The organism is Streptomonospora sp. PA3 (genome assembly GCF_009728995.1).
GTDB lineage: Bacteria > Actinomycetota > Actinomycetes > Streptosporangiales > Streptosporangiaceae > Streptomonospora.
In genome coordinates this window covers 719,901-723,971 of the sequence record NZ_VTZW01000019.1, presented here as the reverse complement: position 1 = coordinate 723,971, position 4,071 = coordinate 719,901, and the positions used below count along the sequence as shown (strand labels likewise).

1 protein-coding gene and 2 rRNA genes are annotated in these 4,071 nt (G+C 71.6%); all 3 read left to right on the top strand.

What is annotated here, in order from left to right:
* Nucleotides 1–606, top strand: a 23S ribosomal RNA gene (locus FZ103_RS22410); the annotation flags it as partial.
* Nucleotides 607–762: 156 nt separating this feature from the next.
* Nucleotides 763–880 (top strand): 5S ribosomal RNA (rrf, locus tag FZ103_RS22405).
* 1,282 nt (nucleotides 881–2,162) lie between these two features.
* The gene (locus FZ103_RS22400; RefSeq protein WP_186356679.1) at nucleotides 2,163–2,963 is read left to right on the top strand and encodes a hypothetical protein; all 801 of its coding nucleotides are present in this window, start codon (nucleotides 2,163–2,165) and stop codon (nucleotides 2,961–2,963) included.
* Nucleotides 2,964–4,071: the final 1,108 nt, after the last annotated feature.

Genomic DNA, 4,071 nt, shown 5'->3' with positions numbered 1-4,071 from the left:
CTCGGCCTGGTTGGCAATCAGGTGGTGAGTGTAAGTGCACAAGGGAGCTTGACTGTGAGACGGACGTGTCGAGCAGGTGCGAAAGCAGGGACTAGTGATCCGGCGCCGGCGTGTGGAAGCGGCGTCGCTCAACGGCTAAAAGGTACCCCGGGGATAACAGGCTGATCTTCCCCAAGAGTCCGTATCGACGGGATGGTTTGGCACCTCGATGTCGGCTCGTCGCATCCTGGGGCTGGAGTTGGTCCCAAGGGTTGGGCTGTTCGCCCATTAAAGCGGCACGCGAGCTGGGTTTAGAACGTCGTGAGACAGTTCGGTCCCTATCCGCTGCGCGCGTTGGAGACTTGTGGAGGGCTGTCCCTAGTACGAGAGGACCGGGACGGACGAACCGCTGGTGTGCCAGTTGTTCCGCCAGGGGCATGGCTGGTTGGCTACGTTCGGGAGAGATAACCGCTGAAAGCATCTAAGTGGGAAGCTTGCTTCGAGATGAGGTCTCCTGCCCTGTGGTGGGGGTAAGGCTGCCAGGTGATGACTGGGTTGATAGGCCGGGTGTGGAAGCCTTGTGAGGGGTGGAGCTGACCGGTACTAATAGGCCGAGGGCTTGTCCGCCACGGATGCTGGGTGTTCGCGCACACGTGATGATCGGGGTGCCCTGGTGGGGTGGGGGTGTTGTTGCTCCTGCTTGGGGGTGCTCGGGTCGTGTCCACAGGTTTTTCCGCCTGCGGTGCTGCCTGGTGTGGTGGTGTTGTGGGCGGGGTTGAGTTTTGCGGTGGTGATAGCGGGAGGGTGACACCCGGTCCCATTCCGAACCCGGTCGTTAAGTCTCTTTGCGCCGATGGTACTGCCTCCATGGTGGGGGTGGGAGAGTAGGTTGCCGCCGCAATTTTCTTTGTGGGGGTGGGTCCGTTTCGGCGGGCCCGCCCCCTTTTTTTATGCCCGAAAACGGCCGTGTGCGATCGACGGGCGCCGGGCGGCCGACCCTGTCCGTTCGTCCGCGAAGTAGCCGATCACCTGCACTTTTCAGTGCCGTGGTGTTGTATCGTAGTCATCATCGGACCGACAGTGAACGCGGGGCGGCAGTTCGGCGTTGGAGTCGATGGCGCCCGTCGTGGCGTATTCGTGTCGGTCACTTTCTGTTGGATTATGAGCACCGATCCGCGATCCGCACCAAGCTCTTGGGGTGGAAAGCGGATCAAGAAGGGAATCACGGGTGCAGAGTCAGGCGTCGATTGGCGGCGTTATCTGGGAGTTGACCGGAGATGCGCGCCGGCGGCTCGGGCGGCGGAGCCGGACGGGCTTCGCAGCGGCGGCGTCCAGCGCTCGGCCGTGCGTTGCCGCGGTCTCCGCCGATGTGCAGGAGAGATGAGCTTTTCCGGTCGGCAGCCTGCCGTACCTGCTCACCCGCACAGCCGATGACCGGCTGACGAGCCCGTGTACGGATTTCTGGCACCGAGCACGTCCGGAGAAGCGTTCTCCCCGGGGTGTCCCTCGACCCCATTGCACAGCGGTCGGACGGCGTGGCAGTGGAAGCTCATCGCCACGTACCGGCGGCGACGGCGGGCGATTGCGGCCGCCGCATGCAGGTAGAGTGAAAGACCTGGGATGAACAACGCGCTGCTACTCGTGAGTGGCAGCGCTTTTGACTGTTTACGGACGGAAGCATGACTGACGAAAGCCGCGGGAGCCGGAACGGCTCAGGACCACGCAACCCTGGAGGCGGTGGCGGCCACCGCTCAGGCGGTCCCAGCGGCGGCCGGGGCGGCGGCGACAACAGGGGGCGACCCCGTTCCGGCTCCGGGCGCGACGGCGGTCGTTCGGGAGGCTTCCGTGGCGGCCGCGACGGTGGTGGCCGCGGTTTCGGCCAGTCCGGCCGGACCTCCGGCGGCGGGTCGGACCGCCGAGGCGGGCGTGACTCCGCAGGCGGGCGCGGCGATTCCGACCGCCCCCGCCGCGACGACGGATCCGATCGCGGCGACCGCGGGTTCCGCGGCGACCGCCGCGGACGCGGCGGCGGCTCGGGCTCGGGGGATCGCCGGTACCAGGGACGCCCCGACCGCGATCGCCGGGACGGCCGCGGTCGGCCTCAGCGCGGTCCGGGCGGCGGCCAGGGCCGCGACCGTTCGGAGACTCGCCAGAGCGAGGGCGCCCCGCACCTGCCGGACGACGTGACGCTCGGCGAACTCTCCCCGGAGGTCCGCAACGAGCTGACGAGCCTCCCCAAATCCCTGGCCGAACTCGTCGGCCGCCACATGGCGATGATCGGTCGGCTGCTCGACGAGGATCCCGAACGCGCCTATGAGCACGCCGCATTCGCCCGCCGCAGGGCGTCGCGGATGGGGGCCGTGCGCGAAGCCGCGGGAATCGCCGCCTACACCGTCGGCAAGTGGCAGGAGGCACTCTCCGACCTGCGGGCGGCCCGCCGGATGACCGGGCGCGACAACTTCCTGGCCATGATCGCCGACTGCGAGCGCGGACTGGGACGCCCCGAGCGGGCGTTGGAGATCGCCCGCGACCCGGCGGCCGGGGACCTCCCCGTCGAAGACCGCCTCGAGCTGCGCATCGTCGCCGCCGGCGCCCGGCGCGACATGGGGCAGCCGGAGGCGGCCGTCGTCGAACTGCAGGTGCCCGAACTCAAGGAGCGGCGCGCCCGCCCGTGGGTCGCACGGCTGTTCTACGCCTACGCCGACGCCGTCCTCGCCGTCGGCCGCAGGAAGGACGCGCGCGAGTACTTCGCCCGCGCCTCGGCGGTGGACCGCGAAGGACTGACCGACGCCGACGAGCGGCTGGCGGAGCTGGAGGGCGTCGAGATCGTCGACGTCGGGGAGGACGTCGTCTGGACCGACGCTGAAGACCCCTACGTCGAGGACGGCGCGGAGGACGAGGGCGAAGCCGACGCGGCCGAAGCGGCCGAGGGGGTCCCGCGGTCCGAAGAAGGATCGACGGCGCCCGCCGACCCCGAACGCTGAGCGGGGCGTAGGCGGGCGGATGCCTCGGCCTTCGGTGATCGGTTCGGGCGGACGCGGGTGGGGCATCCGACGAGAGCGGCGAGGGCCGCGGACGGCCCCGCCCACACCCACCGGATCCGCTTCCCGCCGGTGACCCACGTGACGGAGGCAGCGAGGGCGGCGCGGGGTGCAGCCCGCGCGGACCGGTTCCGGTGCCCGCCGGTGGCCCGCGCAACGAGGCGGTAAGGGCGGCGGGGGTTCGGGTTGGGCGGCCACCGGTTGCTGTCGGCGGATGGCTGATCCCCCGACGAGGCGGCGAGGGCGGCGCGGGGTGCAGCCCGCGCTGATCGGTTCGGGTGCCCGCCGGTACGGGTGGGCGACGAGGGCAGCGAGGGCGGCGCGGGGTGCAGCCCGCGCGGACCGGTTCCGGTGCCCGCCGGTGGCCCACGCGACGGAGGCGGCGAGGGCGGCGGGGGTTCGGGCTGGGCGGCCACCGGTTGCTGTCGGCGGATGGCTGATCCCCCGACGAGGCGGCGAGGGCGGCACGGGGTGCAGCCCGCGCTGATCGGTTCGGGTGCCCGCCGGTACGGGTGGGCGACGAGGGCAGCGAGGGCGGCGCGGGGTGCAGCCCGCGCGGACCGGTTCCGGTGCCCGCCGGTGGCCCACGCGACGGAGGCGGCGAGGGCGGCGGGGGTTCGGGCTGGGCGGCCACCGGTTGCTGTCGGCGGATGGCTGATCCCCCGACGAGGCGGCGAGGGCGGCACGGGGGGCAACCCGTGCCCACCGGTTCCGGTGCCCGTCGGTGCGGGTCCGCGACGAGGGCAGCGACGACGGGGGTTCGGGTTGGGCGGCCACCGGTTGCTGTCGGCGGATGGCTGATCCCCCGACGAGGCGGCGAGGGCGGCGCGGGGTGCAGCCCGCGCTGATCGGTTCGGGTGCCCGCCGGTACGGGTGGGCGACGAGGGCAGCGAGGGCGGCGCGGGGTGCAGCCCGCGCGGACCGGTTCCGGTGCCCGCCGGTGGCCCACGCGACGGAGGCGGCGAGGGCGGCGGGGGTTCGGGCTGGGCGGCCACCGGTTGCTGTCGGCGGATGGCTGATCCCCCGACGAGGCGGCGAGGGCGGCACGGGG